This window comes from Streptococcus sp. oral taxon 071 str. 73H25AP, assembly GCF_000146755.1.
Lineage (GTDB): Bacteria > Bacillota > Bacilli > Lactobacillales > Streptococcaceae > Streptococcus > Streptococcus oralis_T.
On the sequence record NZ_GL397254.1, the window covers coordinates 1,074,865 to 1,097,954 of the forward strand.

The 23,090-nt window shown below is 41.8% G+C and carries 22 protein-coding genes, 1 tRNA gene and 1 other RNA gene; 4 read left to right on the forward strand and 20 right to left on the reverse strand.

The features are described 5' to 3' along the window. Positions 1-12: 12 nt before the first annotated feature. The 9 genes from HMPREF9189_RS07550 to HMPREF9189_RS07590 all read right to left on the reverse strand — a co-directional run bounded on the left by HMPREF9189_RS07550 (position 13) and on the right by HMPREF9189_RS07590 (position 8,985). Positions 13-915, reverse strand: a complete 903-nt coding sequence (locus HMPREF9189_RS07550) for a DMT family transporter (RefSeq protein ID WP_000048007.1) — start codon at positions 913-915, stop codon at positions 13-15. Positions 916-923: 8 nt separating this feature from the next. Continuing rightward, a complete protein-coding gene (locus HMPREF9189_RS07555) occupies positions 924-1,859 on the reverse strand; it encodes a serine hydrolase domain-containing protein (protein WP_000764159.1) in 936 nt (311 codons plus the stop codon). Beyond that, on the reverse strand, positions 1,856-2,581 hold the full coding sequence (locus HMPREF9189_RS07560) for a CppA N-terminal domain-containing protein (protein WP_000382985.1): 726 nt from the start codon (positions 2,579-2,581) through the stop codon (positions 1,856-1,858). Before HMPREF9189_RS07560 ends, HMPREF9189_RS07555 begins: the two co-directional genes overlap by 4 nt. A 111-nt stretch (positions 2,582-2,692) precedes the next feature. Further along, complete coding sequence (gene gla, locus HMPREF9189_RS07565) at positions 2,693-3,562, reverse strand: aquaglyceroporin Gla (protein WP_000348106.1); 870 nt, start codon at positions 3,560-3,562, stop codon at positions 2,693-2,695. A gap of 156 nt (positions 3,563-3,718) precedes the next feature. Continuing rightward, entirely contained in the window at positions 3,719-4,885 is a 1,167-nt protein-coding gene (locus tag HMPREF9189_RS07570) for an acetyl-CoA carboxylase biotin carboxylase subunit family protein (RefSeq protein ID WP_001108622.1), read from the reverse strand. Positions 4,886-4,897: 12 nt separating this feature from the next. Then, entirely contained in the window at positions 4,898-5,638 is a 741-nt protein-coding gene (locus HMPREF9189_RS07575) for an esterase family protein (RefSeq protein WP_000546801.1), read from the reverse strand. A 20-nt stretch (positions 5,639-5,658) separates the two neighbouring features. Next, complete coding sequence (locus HMPREF9189_RS07580) at positions 5,659-6,483, reverse strand: alpha/beta hydrolase (protein ID WP_001016815.1); 825 nt, start codon at positions 6,481-6,483, stop codon at positions 5,659-5,661. A gap of 136 nt (positions 6,484-6,619) precedes the next feature. Further along, complete coding sequence (gene thiI / locus HMPREF9189_RS07585; RefSeq protein ID WP_001200069.1) at positions 6,620-7,834, reverse strand: tRNA uracil 4-sulfurtransferase ThiI; 1,215 nt, start codon at positions 7,832-7,834, stop codon at positions 6,620-6,622. A gap of 8 nt (positions 7,835-7,842) precedes the next feature. After that, positions 7,843-8,985: a cysteine desulfurase family protein gene (locus tag HMPREF9189_RS07590; protein ID WP_000638928.1), complete on the reverse strand. Its 1,143-nt coding sequence runs from the start codon at positions 8,983-8,985 to the stop codon at positions 7,843-7,845. 137 nt (positions 8,986-9,122) lie between these two features. On the opposite strand from HMPREF9189_RS07590, the gene HMPREF9189_RS07595 reads away from it, so the two are divergent. Continuing rightward, positions 9,123-9,548, forward strand: coding sequence for a DUF6556 family protein (locus HMPREF9189_RS07595; RefSeq protein ID WP_000073837.1), 426 nt, complete (start codon positions 9,123-9,125; stop codon positions 9,546-9,548). Positions 9,549-9,592: 44 nt separating this feature from the next. Here HMPREF9189_RS07595 and HMPREF9189_RS07600 read toward each other — a convergent pair whose 3' ends face one another. The 5 genes from HMPREF9189_RS07600 to HMPREF9189_RS07620 form a co-directional block, all read right to left on the reverse strand. After that, positions 9,593-11,899, reverse strand: a complete 2,307-nt coding sequence (locus HMPREF9189_RS07600; protein WP_083771794.1) for a DNA translocase FtsK — start codon at positions 11,897-11,899, stop codon at positions 9,593-9,595. A gap of 131 nt (positions 11,900-12,030) precedes the next feature. Next, entirely contained in the window at positions 12,031-12,819 is a 789-nt protein-coding gene (locus tag HMPREF9189_RS07605; RefSeq protein WP_001285303.1) for a HEAT repeat domain-containing protein, read from the reverse strand. Between the two features lie 160 nt (positions 12,820-12,979). Then, the gene (locus tag HMPREF9189_RS07610) at positions 12,980-14,935 is read right to left on the reverse strand and encodes a fructose-specific PTS transporter subunit EIIC (protein WP_000701413.1); all 1,956 of its coding nucleotides are present in this window, start codon (positions 14,933-14,935) and stop codon (positions 12,980-12,982) included. Next, on the reverse strand, positions 14,932-15,843 hold the full coding sequence (gene pfkB, locus HMPREF9189_RS07615; protein WP_000640824.1) for a 1-phosphofructokinase: 912 nt from the start codon (positions 15,841-15,843) through the stop codon (positions 14,932-14,934). The genes HMPREF9189_RS07610 and pfkB overlap by 4 nt, the downstream gene beginning before the upstream one ends. After that, positions 15,840-16,580, reverse strand: a complete 741-nt coding sequence (locus HMPREF9189_RS07620) for a DeoR/GlpR family DNA-binding transcription regulator (protein ID WP_000920660.1) — start codon at positions 16,578-16,580, stop codon at positions 15,840-15,842. Before HMPREF9189_RS07620 ends, pfkB begins: the two co-directional genes overlap by 4 nt. Positions 16,581-16,741: 161 nt before the next feature. Between HMPREF9189_RS07620 and HMPREF9189_RS07625 the strand changes: the two genes are divergently transcribed. Then, positions 16,742-16,829: transfer RNA gene (locus HMPREF9189_RS07625), tRNA-Ser, on the forward strand. A 144-nt stretch (positions 16,830-16,973) separates the two neighbouring features. On the opposite strand, the gene ssrA is transcribed toward HMPREF9189_RS07625, so the two are convergent. The 6 genes from ssrA to HMPREF9189_RS12070 form a co-directional block, all read right to left on the reverse strand. Next, positions 16,974-17,321: a transfer-messenger RNA gene (gene ssrA, locus HMPREF9189_RS12065) on the reverse strand. Positions 17,322-17,381: 60 nt separating this feature from the next. After that, complete coding sequence (locus tag HMPREF9189_RS07630; RefSeq protein ID WP_000290634.1) at positions 17,382-18,017, reverse strand: SGNH/GDSL hydrolase family protein; 636 nt, start codon at positions 18,015-18,017, stop codon at positions 17,382-17,384. Between the two features lies 1 nt (position 18,018). After that, a complete protein-coding gene (locus HMPREF9189_RS07635; RefSeq protein ID WP_000593352.1) occupies positions 18,019-18,843 on the reverse strand; it encodes a Cof-type HAD-IIB family hydrolase in 825 nt (274 codons plus the stop codon). 278 nt (positions 18,844-19,121) lie between these two features. Beyond that, positions 19,122-19,631: a hypothetical protein gene (locus tag HMPREF9189_RS07640; RefSeq protein WP_001100687.1), complete on the reverse strand. Its 510-nt coding sequence runs from the start codon at positions 19,629-19,631 to the stop codon at positions 19,122-19,124. 56 nt (positions 19,632-19,687) lie between these two features. After that, the gene (locus HMPREF9189_RS07645; RefSeq protein ID WP_000570834.1) at positions 19,688-19,954 is read right to left on the reverse strand and encodes a hypothetical protein; all 267 of its coding nucleotides are present in this window, start codon (positions 19,952-19,954) and stop codon (positions 19,688-19,690) included. A 249-nt stretch (positions 19,955-20,203) separates the two neighbouring features. Further along, a complete protein-coding gene (locus HMPREF9189_RS12070) occupies positions 20,204-21,523 on the reverse strand; it encodes a CapA family protein (RefSeq protein WP_000415551.1) in 1,320 nt (439 codons plus the stop codon). Between the two features lie 155 nt (positions 21,524-21,678). Between HMPREF9189_RS12070 and def the strand changes: the two genes are divergently transcribed. Together def and rlmB are read left to right on the forward strand one after the other, a co-directional pair. After that, complete coding sequence (def, locus tag HMPREF9189_RS07660) at positions 21,679-22,290, forward strand: peptide deformylase (RefSeq protein ID WP_001272963.1); 612 nt, start codon at positions 21,679-21,681, stop codon at positions 22,288-22,290. 44 nt (positions 22,291-22,334) lie between these two features. Continuing rightward, positions 22,335-23,063, forward strand: coding sequence for a 23S rRNA (guanosine(2251)-2'-O)-methyltransferase RlmB (rlmB, locus tag HMPREF9189_RS07665; protein ID WP_000855731.1), 729 nt, complete (start codon positions 22,335-22,337; stop codon positions 23,061-23,063). Positions 23,064-23,090: the final 27 nt, after the last annotated feature.

Below are 23,090 nucleotides of genomic sequence, written 5' to 3' on the forward strand. Positions count from 1 at the left end.
ATTTTTTATTACTTACTCTTTATTTTCCAGCAGTAAATCTTTCAAAGAAATAATGGTCACGGCTAGTAAAATCATAGCCATACCGACAAAATCAATCGCATAAAACTGTTCCTCCATAATCAGAAAGGCAAAGAAAACGGCTGAAATTGGCTCTATAGAAGCTAATAAACTAGACTTAACAGGGCCTATCAGACTAGCTCCTTTTAGAAAAGCTGTATAGGCAAAAACCGTTCCGATGATGATAATCCCAGCAAATGCAAAGAGAAAATCTAAGCTAGTCGGTATGCTGGCCTGTAAGACTCCTGTGAAGGGAAGAGTCACTACACCAGAAATAACCATCCCGACACCAATCACCGAAATACTGCCCCATTTCTTAATCAAAGCGATGGGAAGGATAATATAGAGGGCATAGGTTAGGGCAGAAAAGAGGCCCCAGAAAAGTCCAGCAAGTGTGACAGACAACTGGTCAAGTTCCCCATGCGTCGCGATAAGAAACGTTCCTCCAATTGCTAAACCAATCGAAATAATCTCAGCCAGAGTAGGCGCCACCTTGTCCTTGATACAAGTATAAACCAAGATCCCAACGGGGCATACATACTGGAGAACTGTCGCCGTGCCAGCATTGGTTTCCTGAATGGCAGAAAGATAGGCAAACTGGTTTAAGAAAAGTCCAAACAAGGCAAACAACAGCAGAGATAAAAGACTTTTTCTGTCTTTTAAAAAAGCATAGAGTTTATCCTTTGCAGTCATATAGGATAAGACTACCAGTGCCAAACCTGCAATGATAAGCCGCAGATTGGTCAAGACTAGAGCAGAAATCCCGTGTGCCATCAGGTATTGGCCACTGGTTCCAGACAAACCCCAAGCAATCCCTGCCACTACTGTATACAGAGTTCCTTTTACGGTTTTTGACATGCTTCTCCCTACTCCTCTTGACGAATCATTTCCATCACTTGATTTCGGTCAACTATCCACTGGGCACGCTCATCCTTTTCATACGTTCGATTGGACAGAAAGATGGCAGCTTCCTGCTTCTCCCGATTCCACATAATAAAGGTACCTGTATAACCCGTATGGTCGAGCCAAGCTCCTTCCAGATTCCAGGCTAGGGAACGCTCCTTATCATCTAAAGGAGAAAAATTTCGGCTCAAATCTACAGCAAACTCATCTTTCAAGTAATGTTCCAGAAAGATCTGTAAATCCTTAACAGTCGAAAACAAACCAGCACTTCCAGCGTGCTTCCCTAAAAGACGGGCTTTGGGATCGTGAACCTTTCCGGCCCCCACTCCTCTCACTGTTGGTACAGCAGCCTCAACGGGACCAAACTTGGTTCCCGTCATCCCCCATGGTTTCAAAACTTGTTCTTCTATAATCTGATCTAAATCTTGGTTAAAGATTTTTTCCAAAACAAAGCCCAAGAGTAAAAAGTGAACATCTGAGTATAAGAAAGCAGACTGACTTCGTCTGTTGAGGTGAAACATGGCTTCTTTTAATTCAGGGGCAGTCAAGAGGTCCCGATTAGGAATAAAGGGGTCCAGGTCTGTAGCATGGGTCAGAAGTTGTCGTATGGTAATATCTGGGTAATCACACTCCGGTAAAAAATCCGTTACCGGTCGATCAATATCGAATTTGCCCTGCTTCCACAAGAAGATGAGAACCGTCCCTACTCCCACGACTTTACTCACACTAGCCAGATCATAAACCAAACCGCTCTCTGTTTTCAAGCCCCGTTCTGGATCACTCAATCCTAGATAAGACTCTTTCCATTCACCATCCTTATAATACGCAAAAGAGGCCCCGGGATAAATCCCTGCCTCGATTTGATTTTCTATTTTTCTTAGAATTTTTTCCAACTTCATGCTTCTTCAAACCACAATTCAATGTTATTGGTATCTTTACCCAGGAAGAATTTTTCAGACTTAGGGACAAAGTAGCCTGTCTTTTCAAATTTCTGACGAAGACTGGTTAGATCAAAATTTCTTACTAAAAATTTCAACATCGTCAAGTCCCAAGTGACATTGTTTTCAACAGCCAAATCTAGTCCTTGCCCTTTAGTAAAAGTGATTACTTGCGCTACTCCTTCAGGATCAAGTAAGCTCTCTGTCCCCTCAGGCAAACGCAACTCCATAGAAACCTCAAATTGGCTCAAGTATTTTATACCTGTATTTGAATAAAATTCAGGAACAGTTTCCAGTGGAACCAAATCTCTTATATCATTTTCTGCATGAACAAGGATCACATCCTCTTCAGGAGAAACAATCTCAAAAGCATATCCACGACTTCCTTTAAACAAGCGAGGAAGAGACTTCATTTGAGAAAGAAGGGCCTCGATTTCGGAAGGATCCTCAACCTTTATCAAGAGCCTAGCTAGCTTCTTAAGTCCTTCAACTCTGCGAGTTCGCATGCTTGGAGCCTCTTCTAAAATCAATCTCTCCGTACCCGTCTGGTCGCCTAATGAAAGAAAGGCAGACTCTTCTAGTAAGGGTTTCATTCCTAGAGTTTCAATATAAAATATCTCATTTAATTTTCGATTATTAACTTTCAAAGTCGGAATGATCCGAACAATCTCATTCACATCCATAAGTTCCTCCAACTCTTTTATTTTAAAGGATTTTAGAATATTTTACAAGCCATATTTGTTTAAATTAGAAAATTTTCCAAGAAAAAAACTGGGTTTCCCCAGTTTCGTTTCTTATAGGTAAAGTAGTTTGAATAGTGCTACTGCTGCAATTCCCGCTGCAATTGGAGCTACAACCGGAACCCATGCATACCACCATTTTGAATCACCCTTGTGTTGACCAAGAACTGATTTTGGAAGGAGTTCATGAAGAAGACGTGGTCCAAAGTCACGAGCTGGGTTCAAACCAGGTCCAGTAGGTCCACCGAGTGAAGTTACCAAGGCCATTACTAGGAAACCAAGTCCTAAATGAGCAACTGAAAGACCTGCTGCTGTGTGTGGTGCTATTTGAGCCTTAATAGCTAATTCAGAAAAGTCAACTGTTTGATTAGCCTGCGTTGCCATTTGCTTCATGTATTGCATTACTTCCGCACCAAAAAAGTTTTTAGTCATTCCTAGGGCTGCAAAGAACAGAACAAACGAACCGACAAACTCATTGATAAAACCATTTACACTTGCTGCGAAACGTGATTCTTTTGTACCGTGATCAACATTTGAAATCGTTGAGAAAGTACCCAAAATGTTATTAGAATTCTCTGTTTTCAAGTAGTAAGGACGGTGAGTTGCAACAACCATAGCTTGACCAAAAATCGCTCCTAAAACTTGCGCAAGGATATAATATGGTACTTGTCCCCAAGGGAAAAGTCCACTCACAGCAAGTCCAAGTGTGAAGGCTGGGTTGATGTGGTTCCCAGATACATTACCGAACATCAAGGCTGGGATCATAACCCCCATACCGTAACCAACCGCGATAACGAGCCAGCCACTTTGGTGACCTTTCGTACCTTTAAGTTCAACGTTAGCAACTGCACCATTACCAAGAATGATCAGAATGGCAGTTCCCAAAAATTCAGTGGCATATTTAATAGCCCATGTAAAATCCATTTGATAGATTCTCCTTAATTTTTTTAGACAATCCTTATTCTATCAATTTTTAGGCCTTTTAGCAACCGATTTTCTAAAAGAATCTCTGGAAAACGCTTTATTTAACTTATCTTTAAGAAAAGGACAAAAGAAGTCAAACTCCTTTCATCCTATTCCTTACTCTTGACGTTGACCAAAGTCTGCTAACATCTGATCCAGCTCCTCACGACTTGGAGTTGTCAACATATAGAGGATATCTCCTTGTAACTCTGCAAAGGCTGCTGGCATGATTTTCTTAGCCTTAAAACCTCCTTGGTATTTAGCTAGTAACTCCTCTTCTGAGTATACATAATGAGAACTTAAACGCCGAGCAGTCGCCAAGCAATAGAGGGGTTCAAAATATGAACCAGGGAATGGCTCTCCTGCTACGATAGCCGCATAACCTCGGTAGAGGTCAAAAGAGTGGGCATAATTGTAAACATCAATGGTAAAACCACCTGCCGGACGGTTATTATACTCAATAGCGATATAGTCATCTCCCTCACGGAAGAATTCGATATGGAAAAAACGCTCCTTCATGCCAAATTCCTTGACAATGGCTTCACCATACTTACGCAATTTTGGATCCATATCCTTGAGAACATAATAGGCATTATCCATCTTGTAAAGCATGAGATCCAGTGGTGTATGGGCGTAGTCAAAAGTCGTTGAAAAGACAATCTTACCGTCCTTGTCCACTAGTCCGTCAAAGGTACAGATTTCGCTAGAAGTGACAAATTTTTCAAAGAAATAAACGGTTGAATGGTCCCATTCAGCCTTGAAGTGATTTACATCTTCTTCTGTCTCAAGCTTAAAGGTTGTTGCTGCTCCCACACCGTTGTCTGGTTTGGCAATCAATGGTAAACCGATCTCCTCCACAGCCTGAGCTACATCGGTCTCTGTTTTAATCACTGCTCCCGGAACAACAGGTACTCCTGCCTTTTGGAAATGTTTTTTCATTTCAGACTTAAACTTAGTCTTTTTGAGATCCTCTGGTTTGACACCAAAGACATTGAATTGTTCTCTGAGTGTTGCGTCCAGCTCAAGCCAGTATTCATTGTGGGACTCGATGCGGTCGATAGGACCGTGCTTGTAGAAAAGAAAGGCAACTGCACGTTTGACTTCGTCTATGTTCTCAAGATTGTCCACACGGAAATACTCGGTTAGGCTATTGCGCAAAGGTTCATCTAATTGTTCGTAAGGCTCCTGACCAATTCCCAAAACGGTGATGCCTTTATTAGCTAGCTCGATGGTAAACTGTTGAAAGTTTTGTGGATAGTAGGGTGAAATAACAAGATAATTCATAGGCAACTCCTTTTATAGATTCATGTGACCAAGGAAATAAGGCATTTGTTTACGCCACCAATCCCAGTCATGGGCAACATCATGTCCCCACTCAGCAAACCAGGCAGGGATTTGTTTCTTGTCAAAGGCTTCTTTGAGCTTGTAGAAAGATGGTAGACCGTCTTGTTCCCAGGCACCGAGGCCCGTACAGACGACAATCTCCGCCTGACGGTAACGATCGATAAACCATCCGTCATTCTGATTCCAGATATAGTCTACAGGCGAGTTTTGATAGATGGCATCGTCATTGTAGTAATCGCCGACAAAGAAACGCGCGTCGTAAACACCGCTGAGAGCAATCACCTTGGTAAAGACATCTGGATGCTGGAGGAAGAAATTGAGTGCATGGTAGGCCCCCATCGAGCAACCCGTCGTCATCATACCGTCAAACCAACCTGTCTTGTGCTTGATAAAAGGAATGGCTTCCTCAATCACATAGCGTTCGTAAGCGCGATGCATCTCCGCCTGGTCATGACCATTTTTCCAAGTAGCCAACCAGCTCTCACTATCAACGCTGGAGAGAGTAAAGAACTGAACACGGCCTTCTTCGATAAAGGAAGCACAGGCATCAATCATGCCAAAATCATAGTATTCATTATGGCTCCCACCCGATGAAGCAAAGACAACAACTGGAATCCCAGCGTGTCCATAACGGTTGAGGTACATTTCACGGTTGAGGTGACCACTCCAGTGGCTGAGGTTTTCAATATGCATTGGCTTTCTCCTTTCTTAACTTACCATTTCTCTGCAAAAAATCGGAGACAGTCTGGTAAATTTTCCGACCATGGAATCTCACTATGGATGGCACCAGACTGAACTTTCAAGACAAGATTACCCAAGTGTACTCCACCTGCAATTAAATCATGGTAATAGCGAAGCGACGAGTCGATATAGGCTTGCTTGATATTGCCAGCCATCAAGGTCTTGTCCGTATCGTCTGCTTCTTCTGTTCCTACATAAATGAAAATGCGCTGTTCAGGCGACAATTTCTTACGCTCGATGTAGCGGTTAAAGGCTTCTTGGTGGAGCCAGTTGGCAGATGAAAAGACTCCTAGACAACCAATTCGGTCTTGGTATTCCAGTCCGATAAACTGGGTAATATTGCCTCCTAGAGACGAACCAATCATAGCAGTATGCTGGCGATCAGCTTTGGTACGATAGGTTTCATCGATAAAAGGCTTGACCACTTCCATGACAAACTCAGCATACTCCACACCCTTACCGCCAAACTGCTGGCCCGGAATAGGAGATTCTTGAAACTTCCAAGCTGCGTACTCATTCATCCGTCCCATACCATCATTGTCGATGGCTACAACAATCATGCGACTGATGTCAGGATTTCTCTTAATAGCCGGAATAATCTTCCAAGAGTGCCCGATATAAGACTCCTTGCTGTAAAAGACATTTTGCCCATCATGAAAGTAAACAACAGGGTAAAAACGGTCTGTATCTTTCTCATAATCCTTTGGCAGGAGAACACGCACACGACGCTCTTTTCCTGTATAAGGAACCTTGAGTTTGTGTTCTTTCATTTTTAAGTAAAAGTAGGAATGATTCATTGTCAGAAAACTCTCTATATTCAAAATTTTATCTCATTATACCATAAAAATAGAAAAAAAGTCAGTAATTGTCCATTTTAAGGATAAATAACTAACTTTTTTCATTTAATATTCTAAATTCTTCTGGATTTTCTGATTAGAGGAGATTGTCAATTAACTCATCGACAGCATCTTTTTCAACCTGGGGAGTGATTTCAGTAATCATAATCCCTGCCACTGCTCGCTCAACCAAACCTTCGACATCCATCCGTTTTTCATACTGCTCTGCATTCTCTATCTTAGGATTTGTCTTAGGACGGTCAGGCGCAAAAATAGTACAGCAGTCCTCAAACGGCTGGATTGAAATTTCAAAGGTATCGATTTCCTGCGCAATGTCAATGATTTCCAACTTGTCCATCGTAACCACGGGACGAATAATTGGAGTGCTGGTCACAGCGTTGATAGTCTGCATGCTTTCCAAAGTTTGGCTAGCTACTTGGCCAAGACTTTCCCCATTAATGATAATTAAACCATTTCGTACCTCACGGATACGGTCAGTAATGCGCATCATAAAACGACGTGTCAAGGTCATAAGATAGGCTTCTGGCGCCTTTGCCTTGATTTCCTCTTGAATCTCTGTGAAAGGCACTTCGATAAACTGGATATTGCCACCAAACTTGGTCAATTTACGGGTCAAATCTTGGGCTTTTTTGAGAGCACCTGGACTCGTGTAAGGTGGGCTGGCAAAGTGAACGGCCTCAATATCTACTCCACGTTTAAGGGATAGATAACCTGCTACAGGCGAGTCAATCCCTCCTGACAACATGAGCACACCCTTACCAGAAGTACCCACTGGCAAACCACCTGCTCCTCGAATAGTCTCATAGGAAAGATAAGCTGCTTCCTCACGAATCTCCACCTGAAGATTGATGTCCGGATTTTTCATTTGAGCTTGGACATTTGGAATAGCTTCGAATACTGCTCCACCAAGTGTTTGGTTGAGTTCACGACTGTCGAGTTCAAAGTTGTGGTCGCTACGCTTGCTAGAGATTTTGAAAGTCATGCCTTCCTTGTAGATATCTTTAATAATCTCTTGAACAGAAGACTTCAGAACTTCTACAGATTTTTCGACCTTGTATACAGGGGAGAAATTTTGAATCCCAAAAACTTGTTTGAGTGATTCTGCTACTGCTGTGTAATCAGCTCCATTGAGGTAAGCATGAGCACGGTCGCGATCTGCCGTTACCTTAACTTGGGGATAGATAGACAAAACGTCTGAAATATTATTGCGAAGTTTATTGATAAAACGCATACGGTTTTTACCCTTAGTTGACAATTCTCCGTAGCGAATCATAATTTCTGAATATTGCATGAATGCTCCTATCTTACTTTTCTAGTTTGATTGTAAATTAATTTTAACTTGGTCAAAAACTGTTCGACCTGACTCATATCATTTTCAAGGTCTAGACTAAGACGCACAGCTGACTGGGCCTTATCTTTGTCCACTCCCATGGCAATCAAGGTCCCCGCAGGTTTTCCAGCCTTGGATGAACAAGCCGAGGTTGTGGAGATGAAAATATCATAGTCTTCAAAGGCGTGAACGCTGACTTCACCACGAACACCTTTGATTCCAAAAGTCAGGATATGAGGGGCGAAGTCTTTCTCAGCTGAAAAGATAAAAATATCTGGATAGTCCAAAAGCGCTTGGCGAATGACTGATTTCATCTGCCCTGTCTTATTAGTAAAGATATCTAACTTTTCCATAGACAAACGGAGGGCCTTGGCTGTCGCTGCAATCCCTGCCACATTTTCAGTTGTCGAACGATAGTCTCGCTCCTGACCACCACCAGTCAACAGAGGCGTAATTTTCTTACCAGACTTGATATAGACAAAGCCAACACCTCTGACACCATGAAACTTATGACTCGAAAAGGTCGCAAAATCCACTCGATCTGTCAGATATTTTTCAGTCGGAATCTTAGCGAGTGCCTGAACTGCATCAACGTGGAAGGAAATAGTTGGCTTGTCTGCCAACAGTTCTGAGATAGCCTCAATAGGCTGAACAGACCCAATTTCATTGTTTACTGCCATAATGGAGACGAGGGTCGTGTCAGGTCGTATCAAAGCTCCTAGAGCCTCAACATCCACAAACCCTTTCTCATCAACTGGAGCAAAATCCACCTCAAAACCTTGACTTTTCAGCCAGAGGGCTGATTCCTTAACTGCTGGATGTTCAATGGCTGATACGATGATGTGCTTGCCAAACTGGGCTTTTTCAAAGGCCACACCTTTGATGACCCAGTTATCTCCTTCTGTTCCACCAGAGGTAAAGAAGATTTCATCACCCTTCTTACCAATCAAATCTGCAATTTGCTGACGGGAAGCATCTAAAATTCGTGTCGCCTGGTCTCCCAAACGATGGAGACTGGATGGATTTCCTACAATTTTTGAAGCGACCTGCATATAGGTTTCTAGAGCTTCAGGATAAGGCTTGGTCGTTGCCGAATTATCAAAGTAGATCATGTTTTCTCACGCTTTCTAAAATCACTTCTTCTATTGTATCATGAAACGAAGCTTGCGACAAGAAAGGGCAATTCCTCTTTTTTTAAGATTTTTTTAAAGAAATGAGGTATAATAAATCATAATAAAAGGAGAGTATCATGTCTAACTATCATAGAACTTCAAAACCAAAAACAGAACACATCAAAAAGGGATTTACTGTCTTTCAAAAAACGATTGCTACCATCGGTAGTATCCTTGGCCTAATTACCGCTACTATTACCATCATGAACGCTATGGATAATAACAAAAACAACAAAAAAGAACCAACGACAACTCAAACAACTGTTGTCAAGGAGATTCAAAAGGAATCCCCTCAGGAAAATACTACACCTAACAAGGACAACACTTCTACTAAAGAAAATACCCCGCAGGAAGAAACTCCTCAATCCAATAAGAAGGAAGAGCAAAAAGAAGAGAAGAAAACAACAACTCAGGATTCTTCAACACCTTCCTCAACAAAAGAAACAACTGATAGTGGAAACTCGTCCAAAACGACTAGTTCCGAAAACAAAAGCAATCAATAACCACTAAAATAGCTTCCTTCCAGCTTTGGAAAGAAGCTATTTTTTTATTGTTGCAATACTTTTCGTGGTTTGGTTCCTTCAGCTGGACCGATAACACCCGCCATTTCGAGTTCTTCCATAAGGCGGGTCGCACGGTTAAATCCAACCGACAAACGACGCTGAATCATCGAAGCACTGGCTTTCTGCGTCTCGATAACCAGAGCCTTAGCTTCTTCAAAAAGCGGATCGCCACCAGCTTCACCATCTGAAAATTCTCCTTCATTTTCAGAAACCTCACCTGGGTCAAAACTCTCATCGTAGTCCGCATCCGCCTGAGCCTTGATGAAGTTTACGATGCGTTCAACATCATCATCCGAGATAAAGGATCCTTGCAGACGGACTGGGTGATTTTCATCGATTGGTTTAAAGAGCATGTCTCCTCGACCAAGCAGTTTTTCTGCTCCATTCTCATCCAAGATGGTTCGTGAATCTGTGCCCGATGAAACTGCAAAAGCCACACGAGATGGGACATTGGCCTTGATGAGACCAGAAATGACATCGACTGATGGACGTTGCGTTGCGAGAATCATGTGAATTCCTGCGGCACGCGCCTTCTGTCCGAGACGAATGATGGCGTCTTCTACTTCCTTGCTAGCCACCATCATGAGGTCTGCCAACTCATCCACAATGACAACAATCAAAGGCAGTGGTACTTGTTTGTACTCAGACTGGACATTGAATTCCTCGACCTTGGCATTGTAACCAGCGATATTTCGTACACCAACCTTAGCGAAGAGTTCATAACGGTTTTCCATCTCATCCACAACCTTTTGCAGAGCCTTGCTGGCCTTGCGTGGATTAGTCACAACTGGAATCAAGAGGTGAGGAATGTCATTGTAAACCGATAACTCAACCATCTTAGGATCGACCATCATAAACTTGACCTGGTCGGGTCTTGCTTTCATAAGAATGCTAGCGATAATACCATTAACTGCGACTGACTTCCCTGATCCCGTTGAACCTGCAACGAGTAGATGGGGCATCTTGGAAAGGTCAAAGGTGCGAGCAGTTCCATTGACGGCCTTACCTAGAGGGATTTCGAGGAGATTTTCTGGTTTAGTCTGAGACTGTTCCCAGAGTTCACGGAAGGAAACAGTCGCAATCTCAGAGTTAGGAACCTCAATTCCGACTAAGGATTTACCAGGGATTGGAGCCTCTATCCGAACATCCTTAGCTGCTAGAGCTAGCGCTAAGTCGTCTGCCAGATTGGAAATGCGGTTAACCCGTACACCGACTGCTGGTTTGACTTCATACTTGGTAACTGATGGTCCAATTTCAGCCCGTTCTACTGTCACCTTGATACCAAAGCTAGCAAAGGTTTCTTCTAGGATTTTGATATTTTCTCGAACAATCTTCTTTTCCTTGGATTGATCTTTGGGTTTATCTGGCGCAAAGAGTTGCAAGCTTGGCAGTTTGTATTCAAGAGCTTCTTTGGCAGAAAAATCAACCTGCACCTCTTCATCCTCAAAGTCTTCTTCCACATCTGGAACGTCAAAATCAGCTTGAGGCAGGATAATCTCCGGTTCACTCCATTCTTTTTCAGGAATTGGTGGAAGATCATAGTCTGGAACTTCTGATAAGATTTCTCCCGTTTCAGGATCTACAGGAGGAAGCGGTAGTGCATCCTGTTCTTCTTGTTCTCTCTTGATTCTGGCAGCTTCTTCAGCTTCTTGACGAGCCTTCTCTTCTTCTCTCTTGATGAAGCGTTCCTGTTTTCTCTGTTCCTGTTTTTCCATGAAGGATCTGAACTGAGCTCCAATAAAGGCTGCAACATCATAAATAGACCAAGGACTGACCAAGAGAGCCCCAACTAGAATCAAAAGAACTCCAATAAAGTACGATCCGATATTGGAGAAAAGAAAGGATATGGGGATATAAAGTCCAACACCTAGCAGACCTCCACCAGCAAAGCTAGTCACCCGAATACCAGTCAGATCCGTCATAACTTGAGCCAAGGTCCCTTTTAGAACTGACTGCTCCAAACCAAACTTCCAGACAAGATAGGCCTCAAAAATCAAGAGCAAGCCAGCGAAGATACAGAGAAATCCTGACAGAAGTCCCTCTTGCTTGCGGATCCATTTAAATAGAAAAAGATAGATGAGGAGGGCACCTATAGCCACATAAGCTAAACTTCCGACTAACAGTCGAATGAGATTATAAAGGGTGATACCCGCAGCACCAAGCTTGAAAGCTGCAATAATCAACAATAAGGCAATTCCTAAGGAAATCAACATCCTCTGGATAGCCTGTTTTCTTTCGAGTTCTGCTTTAGACGGTCTCCGTCTTGTTTTACTTGTATTTTTGTTTGCCATGCTTCTATTATACCATATTTCAGAAACATCTAGAGAAATCAAAAAAATGACTGCATCTACTAGACACAATCATCTTTCGTTGATATTTCTGAATTTTCTATTCTATATGATTTTTCAACAACCTTGTCTCACTACTTCTTCAAAAATCTAATTGCTGATTTTCTTGCCTTCTCAATCTTCTCGATTTCCAACTTCTCTACAGCAGATGTAGGAATCCATTTTTTCCCAAATAAAACTTGAGCTGCTTCTATCATCAGAGCACAAGCCCGAAAGTCCTTTTCTTCTGGAATCGCCTCTCGAAACAAATCCTTCGTTTTCTCCATCAAGACTTCTTTTTCAACTTGATGAAAAGATAATTGCATCAAACTACTGGCAGACCAGGCACGACAAAGTGCATCTTGGTCAGTCAAGAGATGTTGCCCTAAGATTTCTATCTCACTTATTGAACCAATCCAACCTAGGGCAATGATTAGCTTTCTACGATTCGAAGCTTCTGAACTAGGTAAAAGAGAGATTAGAACAGGAAGTACTTGCTTGCAAGAAGATGCATAAAAATCTCTATGTCTTACTTTGGAAAGGATTTTCGCTAGGAAATAAACAATCAAAATGCGTTGACTCTCATCTTCCTCTTGATTGAGAGTTTCCAAAAGATAGTCTATTCCCTCCTGCCCATGCTGGTCAAAACTTGCTTCAAAATTTAGGTCAGTTCCTTCCTCCCAATCGTTGCAAATGAGTTCAAAATGAAAGGCAATTTCTGGGCTCCTACCTAAATCAGCTATAAAATGAATTCGTTTAGAATCAGGAAAATCTTCCTCCACCAAGCTGGCATAGGTTCCTTGTAACGCTTCTTTTGTAAGACTTTTGCGACCGAACTGTTCCTTTTCTAGTTTGTCGATTCCTTCTTTTCTAGAATCACTCATGACACTTATCTCCTCTAAGATATTTGTAGAACTTCAGCATTCTATCATTTAAATTCTCTAAGATTTACCTCTATTATATCACTTTGAAGACCGTTCTCCCTAACTCCATCATCAAAAAATGACTGCCCACTTTCGTGTTCAGTCATTTGAGTATTTGTGATTATTTTTCTAATGGTTTACGAAGGTAACCATAAACCACACCACTTACAATTGCGCCTACCAAGACAGAGGCAAGGTAAAGAAGGGCATTTGAAGTTAGGGCGATAACGAAGATTCCTCCGTGTGGTGCCATGAGTTTGATACCTGCAAGACCAACGAGTCCACCTGCTACTGCCGATCCAAGGATAAAGCTTGGGATCGCACGAGCTGGGTCTGCGGCACCAAATGGGATCGCTCCTTCAGTGATAAATGACAAGCCCATGATGATGTTTGTCAAACCAGAGTTACGTTCTTCTTTGGTAAATTTATCTTTAAAGAGCAGAGTTGCGACAAAGATAGCAAGTGGTGGCACCATTCCTCCAGCCATAACTGCTGCCATAGCTACAGAACCACCTGAAGAAACAGTCGCTGCAAGCGTACCTGTACCAAAGACATAGGCAGCTTTGTTGACTGGTCCACCCATGTCGACAGCCATCATTCCACCAAGAACGATACCGAGAAGGACCGCTGAGCCTCCTCCAAGTCCGCCAAGGAAGTCATTCATAGCAGTGTTGATTGCTGCCATTGGAATGTTGACAGCCAGCATGACAAATCCTGTCAAAATAGTTCCAAGAAGTGGCAAGAGAAGGATTGATTTAGCACCTTCAAGTGAACGAGGAACTTTAACGTATTTCTTGATAGCAAGAACCAAGGCTCCTGCGATAAATCCACCAACAAGGGCACCTAGGAAACCAGATGATACACCTGCAAGAGTTGAAGTTGCTTCACCACCTGCTGCATAAGGGATTTTACCAAAGGCAAAACCTTCTTTGGCAATAGCACCAGCCACAAAACCAGCTACCAAACCTGGTTTTTCAGCAATAGAGTAGGCTACATAACCAGCAAAGACTGGAAGCATCAAGCCAAAGGCAGCCCCACCGATTTTCATGAACATGGAAGCTAGCTCATGGTAGGATCCGAGATTGCCAAGACTATCCTGTGGCACACCAAAAGCTCCGTCGATCAAGAAAGCAAGGGCAATCATGATACCACCACCGATAACGAATGGTAACATTTGAGATACACCACTCATTAAGTGTTTGTAGAAGGCACCACCTATACTTTGTTTTTCATTAGAAGCTGTTGCAGCTTTTGCTCCATGAGCAGCATGGTAAACTTCAGCATCTCCTGATAGGGCCAAGTTGATCAGCTCTTCTGTCTTACGGATACCGTCTGCAACTGGACGATTAACCAAAGGTTTGCCATCAAAGCGGTCCATCTCAACAGCCTTGTCTGCAGCGATGATAACAGCTTTGGCCTTACGGATGTCCTCTGCTGTCAGTTGATTTCCAACACCGCTGGCACCATTAGTCTCAACCTTGATCCCAACACCCATTTCAGCAGCTACTTTTTGAAGGGCTTCTTGAGCCATGTATGTGTGGGCAATACCTGTTGTACAAGCTGTAACAGCTACAATAAAGTCGCCAGAGTCATTTGCAGGTGTTTGAACAGGCTCCTCAGCTTTTTCTGAAGCTTGGTCAAAAAGTTCGATAACTTGATCTGCAGATGTTACTTGACGAAGTTTGTCAGCGAAACCATCTTTCATCAAGTATTGAGACAATTCTGCCAAGGCTGCTAAGTGAGTATCATTTGCACCTTCTGGAGCAGCAATCATGAAGAAGAGGTCTGTTGGTTGCCCATCCAAGCTCTCATAGTCAACACCCTTGTTTGACTTGGCAAAGAGAACTGTTGCTTCTTTGACAGCAGAGTTTTTACTGTGAGGCATAGCGATTCCATCACCCAAACCAGTAGAAGTTAGAGCTTCACGCGCTAAGATTCCTTCTTTAAAGATTTCAAAATCCGTCACATAACCGTGATCTACCAAGCTATGAATCATCTCTTCGATAGCTGCTGTTTTTTCAGTCGCCTGCAAATCCAGCAACATGACATCTTTTCTCAATAGGTCTTGAATTTTCATCGTTTTTCTACCTCAACTTTTTCATAAGTTTCTTTTATAAATGCTGCAGTTGCCAAGTCATCAGAGAAAGTAGTTGCTGTCCCACAAGCCACTCCCCATTTGAAGGCCTCTACTGCGTCTTTTGATTTGACAAATTCACCGGTAAATCCAGCAACCATAGAGTCACCAGCACCAACTGAATTTTTTACTGTCCCTTTGATTGGTTTAGCGAAGTAAGCTCCTTCAGATGTGACAAGGAGGGCACCGTCCCCAGCCATAGAGATGATGACATTTTGAGCTCCTTTGGCCAGTAACTGACGAGCATAGTTCTCGATTTCATCTAAACTGTCGAGTTTCACTCCAAAGATAGCTCCAAGCTCGTGATTATTTGGTTTGACCAAAAGTGGCTGATAGTCCAAACTATCAATCAAGGTCTGACCTTCGAAGTCACAAACCACTTGCGCACCAGTCTGGCGTGTCAAAGCAATCAAATCCTTGTAGATAACATTGCCTAGGTTCTTAGCACTCGAACCCGCAAACACAACCGTATCTTCTGTAGTCAAACTAGATAAAATAGCTTTCAACTCTTCTAGCTGGGCTGGTTCAACAGTTGGACCCCTTCCGTTGATTTCTGTTTCTTGGTCTGCTTTAATCTTGACATTGATACGAGTATCTTCTGCTACTTGGACAAAACGAGTTTCGATTTCCTCTTCTGCAAGGGTATCTGTGATAAATTTACCAGTAAAACCTCCAATAAATCCAGTCGCAGTATTAGAAATATCCAAGCGTTTCAAGACACGACTGACATTGATTCCTTTCCCACCAGCAAACTTATCATCACTGTCCATACGATTGACACTGCCGACTTGAACTTGGTTCAAGCGAACGATATAGTCAATGGATGGATTAAGTGTGACTGTATAAATCATACTTCTATTACCTCCGTTTTCTTCTTAATAGCCTGCAAGAGCTCATGCCCTTGACTTGTGATGACAATAGCGCGTTTAAGTGGTGCTACCTTGGCAAAGCAAGTTTGACCAATCTTTGACGAATCCACCAAGACATAGGTTTGTTTGGCATTCTCTAAAATAGCACGCTTAACGGCTCCCTCCTCCATATCTGGAGTCGTATAATAACCATCGTCGACACCATTCATCCCAATAAAGGCACGGTCAAAGTGCAATTGATTGATTTGGTTAAGAGCAACACCGCCAATACATGCATCTGTTGCCATCTTGACACTTCCTCCAACCATGACAGTTGGAATCTGCTTTTCAACCAACTGAACCGCATGGTGAATGGAGTTGGTCACAACTGTGATATTCTTATTAACCAATTCCTTGATTAAAAAAGCAGTTGTCGTTCCAGCATCAATAAAGATAACATCTTGTTCCTTAATAAGAGAGGCTGCTTTTTGAGCCAGTAGCTTCTTCTCTTGAAGGTTTTTGACAGATTTTTCTTGGATGGTTTCTTCTTCCTGCAAGGAGTGGGGTAATTCTGCTCCACCATGCACACGGCGAAGCTTGTTTTCTGCCTCCAACTCATCCAAATCTCTTCGTACCGTTGATTCTGATGTTTCTAATAGACTAACCAATTTTTCTAGGGAAACTACATGATGTTGATTTAACTCCTCTAAAATCAGTTGCTTCCGCTCAGTTTTTAACACCAAATCACCTCCTGTTATCGTTTACACTATTCATTCTAGCACAATTTCTATCAAAGTCAAGCATTTTTTATCATTTTCTTTCAAATTCTATCATTTTTCTTATTTCCAAAATTTTTATTGCAAGATAAGTGGCTTTATGGTAGACTATTTGAGTAAGTATTGGAAGATTACTCAAGAGGCTTAAGAGGCCGTGTTGGAAACGCGGTAGGCGTGTAACAGCGTGCGTGGGTTCGAATCCCATGTCTTCCGTAGAAAAGAAAAATTATTTTTTTAGATACAACAAATGTTGTATCTTTTTTTGTATCCCTTTTTAAAAAAAGAATACCAAGGAATACCAAAGGCAAAAACAAAAAACGTTGATTTAACAACGTTTTTCCAAGGTGGGTGAAAGAATAATGGAGCCGGTGGGAGTCGAACCCACGTCCAAACACCTGCCAACATATTTGTCTACAACCATAGGTTATGTATTGTTTTAACAGTCCCTCGACACATAACTCAAGCCTAGGAACTGCGAGTCTATTAATCTCTTATCAAACCACTAGACAAGGCTTGATCGTATCTCGCTAATCATAAGACCTGTCATTGAACACGAGCAATCCAAATCGGGTCACGCCTGCTGGTTTTTAGGCAGCTAAAGCGTAAGAAGTGTTATTTTTTGCAGTTATATTTAACTGAGCGTTTACGTCGCCACACGGGTTGCAAAATATGCCTCATAATGCCTGTCGAATCCGTAACGACCCCAAAAGACGATAGAACCATTATAACCTATCTTCATGAAAAATGCAAAATCAAGCCACCTCTTTAGAAAAGAACCCCTTTTAAGGCTTCCGATAAGACTTGATAACCGGCTACACTTAGATGAAGGCCATCTGTTGTATAGTCTTTTTTGAGTTGTACTTCTGAATCTATCAAACTATCATAAACAGGCACAAAATCTACCTGCATATAGGCGGATGTTAGAGCCTCATAGGCTTGATTCCATTCTCTAATCTTTTCATTGGTTCGGATATAAACAGTCTGCTTGTATTTCTCTCCCTCATTGACTGGCAGAATAGAAAGGAGCTTTATTTGTGACAGCGGATATTCTCGGGCAATCGATTGGATTACACGCTCGAGATTATCCAAGGCTTCATTCATGGGAATATCTTTTCCAATATCATTTGTCCCAATTAAGAGAACAATCTGATCGACAGCATCACCATACAGATGTGCATCAAGGTTATCTATTAAAAGTCCAGTTTGGTAACCTCGGATGCCACGATTAACAATCGTCTTGGCAACCCCAAACAACTCTTGAAGAGGGTAATATTCCACTATCGAATCACCAATAAAGATGATATCTGGCTCTAGAACAGATACTTGATTCAATTCACGATACTTGGTTTGAATTTTTTCCTGCTCCTTTAAGAGCCAATTCTCTAATAACTGTACTGCCACCCTATCCCTCTTTCTCTAACCAATTCTCTAGAACTTGATAAACGCCCGCCTGGCTGTTAGCTGGTGCTAGGGCAGTCGCAACTGCCTTGACATTATCATCTGCATTTTCCATCGCATAGGCAATTCCAGCCAGCTCTAACATTTCGACATCATTTTCACTGTCACCAAAAGCCATGACTTGTTCCGATTGCAAATTCCAGCGCTTGAGTAATTCTTCCAATCCCCAAGCCTTGTGAACACCAGCCTGTAGGATATCGATACAACCATAACCACTGGAAACAGCTCTTACATGCCCATTAAAGAGGTCATTGATTTCCCGCAAAACAGAACTTGATCGTTCTTCACCAACGACCATGCTCATTTTAAGCACTCCACCAAAGAGATCCGATCTGAGCTCTTCAACAAAGTTTGTATGCCGATAGAGTTTTTCAATCATCTCAGGAGTCATAAATTTATCAAGTTCTGTAAAAACAGTTCCTTTCTTGACAAAACTCCCATTCATACTGGTAACGACGAACTGATCTCGACACTCTCTCCCTTTAAAATGAAGGAGAGCCTTGTCAACCATAGCATCATCCCAGGTCTGAGCTTGAAGTAATGTATCATACTCAAATATACGAGCGCCGTTAGCAACAACCAAGATCACTCGACTCGCCAAGTGTTCTAATAATTGCCTCATTCGATGAACCTCATTTCCCGTCGCAATGACAAAACGGATACCTCGTTCATCTAATTGGTCTAAAATCTTTTCTAAACGTGGCAAGTCCAGTTGCCCTCTTGGATCCAACAAGGTTCCATCCATATCTGTTGCAATGAGTTTTATCATACAATTAGCTCCTTTTTATTATTAGGGCTGTGCAAAGGGCATTTAGGGTGTGCATCTTTTAACGATTTAGGCAACCCCCATCATTTCTCATCTCTGTTAATCCTTTATATTATATCATAAAATGAATGTCTCATTCCATTCATAAAAACAGTCAGATCATATTTCTATGACCTGACCGTTTTTGAAGTGGACTTCTACTTTATCTTTTGTGTGTATGACCATTTTTTCCACTAATGTGTTGAAGAGTTTTTCATTAAATGCCGTGATCATGTATTGTTTTATAGATAAATCCTATTTCTCGAATCTCTCACTGCTGCTATTCCTTTAGTGAAATACTTATATTCTGTTTGTTGAGTGATAAATTCATCATCAAATTCAAAAGATTTTTCGCTTATATATTCATAAGTAATTAAAACAGCTTCTCCTGATTTTATTAATAAAGGAAATTTAGCATCATTGACATAATTATTCATAGAAGTATCAATTACATTGATTAATTTCTTATCTATAAATTTAACATTTTTACCTGTAAGAAACTTTTGATTCCCTTCCTTAGTTGTAAACTTTCCAAATCCACATTCTTTTATAATTATGGGAACATCACCCATGTTTTCCAATGTAATTACAAACTCCAGCATCTTCTTATCCAGATACTGAGAGAATGTACTACTTACTAATAATTTTCTTGATTTAGGTCTTAATATTTGCCATAAAGCTACAATAACGGCTCCAATTGTCCCTACAGCAGATAATGCTGTCCAAAATAATTCAGAACATATTACATTCATATATAAGCTACCTCCATGTGTATTGTAACTCTTATTATACTACTAAATACCTATTTCTAAAACCTATCAAACTCATCTAACCATTCATCAATGGTTGGAGGAATAGTTTTATCTGCGTGATACGCCATAATACATGCCACATTCTCAAAAATCTCTAAATCTTCAATCTCAAAACTTTGTTCGTTGACTTTAAATGATTTTTCTAGTTTAGCTAAATCTTTAAAAATATCACGCTTGAACTTGATACGATACAAACGTGGAATGGTAGCTGATGATTTGAACTTCACTTCTTTGTCGTTAACTGTTACTGTTTTTTCAATCATAAGCTACGTCCTAACGTGACGGTGTATTCGCAGCTTGTTCCTGTGGAAGATAAACTGCCTTATACCAATTCTTTTAACGTTTTAAATTTCATCTTCTGCGAATCAAATTATTTCATTCGCACCAAATTTCACCTTAACTCTAACTCTCTTTATTCCAAGGAATTTCTTGCTTCTATTGTATTATCCATTTAATCTCTATTTCTGTTGCAATTAATTTAATCGTCATCCTATCTCCTTTAGGGTGAGCACCTACCACTTCAATCCCACATGTTCATTCATTTCTTTATAGGCCGTGTCAATTCGTTCCTTGGTCGCCTCGTCCAACTTGTCACGGTGACTGCCTCCCTCAATGAAGTCCTCTAGGATATAGGTCTGATAGAGGAAGAGCGGATAGCCTTCTGGGGAGTAAGTTCCTTTGGGTGTTCGATTGACCCAAGTAGGATGCGCTTTGGCAGTTTCAATCCTAGTCTTGCCATCTTTCTTCTTAATGGTCACATCCATGAGAACACCGCGCTCCGTCCACTTGGCATTTTCCTCATCTTGCATGGTTTCAATGCGCTGGTTTGAAAGGAAATTTCCCATGGAATAGATGATCAATTTTTTGTCACCATCCTTTTCAACGGTTTCAGCAGGTTCAACGACGTGAGGATGCCCTCCAAAAATAATATCAGCTCCCCAGTCAATCATCTTGTGGTACAGTGTTTTCTGTTCTTCCGTCGGTTCTAGCTGGTACTCAATTCCCATCTGAGGCATGATGACAGTAATATCCGCCTCTTGCTCAGCTCGTTCGATTTCCGCCTTCATCTTATCTTCATTCAGGTCAGAAAGATAGCGATTATAATCCTCTTGAGAGATATACTGCTCAATGCCATTAAAACCGTAAGAATAGGCTAGGAGAGCTACCTTGATACCATTGACTTCCTTGATAACTAGTGGAGCTTGGTCACGGGATTCATGTGTGTAGACTCCTATGGGTGTCATCCCTGCCTTTTCAATAGCTTCTGCTGTCGAAACCACTCCCTCAATTTGAGAATCCAAGATGTGATTATGAGCCAAGTCTAGAACTTGGTAGCCTGCATCCTTGATCGCATCCATGACTTCCCCTGGTGCATTAAAGAGAGGATAGCCTGCCAAGTAGTGGTCCTTGTTCACCGTTCCTTCAAAGTCACCAAGCACTAAATCCGCTTGTTTGAGCCAGGGTTTTACATACTCAAAATTTTCATGGAAATCATAGGTTCCATCTTCTTTCAGAGCTGTTCGGTAGATAGGAATATGGTAGAGAAGGTCACCATTTGCCATGATACGAGCTGTCGTTTCGGCAGACTGATTTTCCTTAGACTGACTAGACGTCTGAGCAGAATCAACTGTTTGACCACTCGGACTTGTTCCCTTGTTCCCTTGTACTGCTTGGGTCAACAAGTTCAGCCCCATAGACAAGGAAACTGCAAGCAACAGCACCGTAATAAACTGGGCATTTGTCCAAGATTTATAATTCCTAAAGAAACCAATACTACTCTTCAACAATCCAAAAATAGGACCATGAGACCATCTATCTTGTCGCTTTTCCATCTTTATTTCCCCCTTGCTTTTACTGCAAGTCTTTTCTTTTATTATACCACAGACAAAAGAGGAATACCGTTTATTATATTATTTTTTAGGAACTTCTGTGACTTTCTTTCTCGCCTATTTTGTGTTATCATGTAGAGGTAATGAAAGGAGAGAAAATGTCTGCTATAGAACGTATTACAAAAGCTGCTCATTTAATTAATATGAACGATATTATCCGTGAGGGGAACCCAACTTTACGCGCGGTTGCTGAGGAGGTCACTTTCCCACTGTCTGACCAGGAAATCATCCTTGGAGAAAAGATGATGCAATTCCTCAAAAATTCTCAGGATCCTGTTATGGCTGAAAAGATGGGACTCCGCGGTGGGGTTGGATTGGCCGCTCCTCAGTTAGATATCTCAAAACGCATTATCGCTGTTTTAGTGCCAAATATTGTGGAAGAAGGTGAAACTCCTCAGGAAGCCTACGACCTGCAAGCTGTTATGTACAATCCAAAAATCGTATCCCACTCTGTTCAGGACGCCGCCCTCGGTGAAGGAGAAGGGTGCCTATCTGTCGACCGTGTAGTTCCAGGCTATGTTGTTCGTCATGCCCGCGTCACTGTTGATTACTTTGACAAGGACGGAGAAAAACACCGCATCAAGCTTAAAGGATACAACTCTATCGTTGTCCAACATGAAATTGACCACATCAACGGAATCATGTTCTACGATCGTATCAATGAGAAAGACCCATTTGCTATCAAAGATGGGCTCCTCATCCTCGAATAAAGAAAATCCCGTTGCAAGACGGGGTTTTGTGTTATAATAGAGGCATGAAAACAAATGATATTGTCTATGGCGTCCATGCCGTTACTGAAGCCCTCCTTGCAAACACTGGAAACAAACTTTACCTCCAAGAAGATCTCCGAGGTAAGAATGTTGAGAAAGTCAAGGAACTGGCTGCTGAGAAAAAGGTATCCATCTCTTGGACTTCAAAAAAATCCCTCTCTGAAATGACCGAAGGCGCTGTCCACCAAGGTTTTGTTCTACGAGTGTCCGAATTTGCCTATAGCAAGCTGGATCACATCCTTGCCAAAACACGCCAAGAAGAAAATCCACTTCTGTTGATTCTGGATGGTCTAACTGACCCTCACAACTTAGGTTCTATCTTAAGGACTGCTGATGCGACCAATGTTTCAGGTGTCATCATTCCCAAGCACCGTGCCGTCGGAGTGACTCCTGTCGTTGCCAAAACGGCCACAGGTGCTATTGAGCATGTACCGATTGCGCGAGTGACCAACCTCAGTCAAACTCTAGACAAACTCAAGGATGAAGGCTTCTGGACCTTTGGAACGGATATGAACGGTACTCCTTGCCACAAGTGGAATACAAAAGGGAAAATCGCCCTCATCATCGGAAATGAAGGAAAAGGCATCTCTAGCAACATCAAAAAACAGGTCGATGAAATGATTACCATTCCTATGAATGGACATGTTCAAAGCCTCAATGCTAGTGTTGCCGCAGCCATTCTCATGTACGAAGTTTTCCGAAACAGACTATAAAAAAGTTTCCAATCACTTGATTGGAAA